Origin of the sequence: Vibrio sp. 1731 (assembly GCF_033339955.1) — a bacterium.
In the GTDB taxonomy this organism is placed as follows: domain Bacteria; phylum Pseudomonadota; class Gammaproteobacteria; order Enterobacterales; family Vibrionaceae; genus Vibrio; species Vibrio alginolyticus.
The window spans coordinates 1-1,030 of sequence record NZ_JAWOVO010000179.1 but is presented as its reverse complement, the minus strand read 5'-3'; the positions used below and the strand labels follow the sequence as shown (position 1 = coordinate 1,030).

Genomic DNA, 1,030 nt, shown 5'->3' with positions numbered 1-1,030 from the left:
CATTCGGAGCGTTGTCCGTCGCGTCCTGCTCGACCTATTTCTTGTGCATAGTTTTCAATGGATTTAGGTAGATCAAAGTGAATTACTCGGCGAATATCGGATTTGTCGACACCCATCCCAAAGGCAATCGTGGCCACAATGCAGTCAATTTGGCTCGCCATAAATTGCTGTTGTATTTGCTCACGAACTTCACTTTTCATTCCCGCATGATACGCATGAGCGTTAACGCCAATGTGGATCAATGACTTAGCTACTTGCTCTGCAGTTTGCTGTTGCGTTACGTAAACGATGGTTGGCAGTTTAGGGGCTGCGGCGACAATCGTGTTGAGTTGCGTTTGCTTTTCGGACTCTTCGCAAGGGATGACTGAAATATCGAGGTTCGAACGGTAAAAGCCAGTTACAGTAATGTGGTCACTCGTAATATCGAATTTATTTTTCATGTCCTCAATAACGGCGGGCGTTGCTGTGGCGGTCAGCAATAAGGTTTGAGGAATATTCAGTTCTCGCTGATATTGCGGCAACTTGAGGTAATCCGGACGGAAGTTATGTCCCCACTCAGAGATACAGTGCGCTTCATCGACTACCATCAAAGAGATTGGCACCTGACGAATGAACTCGCGAAAGCGCTCGTTTTTGAGGCGTTCGACAGAAATCATCAGAATTTTGATTTCACCGTTTTTGACTCCAACCATTACGCGTTGCGCTTCTTCTCTGCTTTGGCTGCTATCAATAGAAGCGGCGGCGATCCCTTTGCTTTGCAAAAAGCTCAGCTGATCTTTCATTAGTGCCAGTAATGGCGAGATCACTAAAGTGAGGTTTGGCAGCATGGTGGCGGGGAGTTGATAACAAAGAGATTTGCCCGAGCCCGTTGGGAATATTGCTGCTGCAGAGTAACCATCCATGACCGATTCAATAACTGGTTGTTGGCCTTGGCGTAATGAGTCAAAACCAAACACGGATTGAAGCGTTTGTAGTAACTGGGTACTTTGCATGTTAGGGAAACCTTTCTTCGGTGATAGACTAGGGTACA

At 46.5% G+C, this 1,030-nt stretch carries 1 protein-coding gene; it reads right to left on the bottom strand.

The genetic code is table 11. The features are described 5' to 3' along the window. Positions 1–992 (bottom strand): RecQ family ATP-dependent DNA helicase (locus tag R7035_RS26065; RefSeq protein ID WP_318146429.1); only part of this gene is annotated, 992 nt, incomplete at its 3' end. Positions 993–1,030 lie beyond the last annotated feature (38 nt).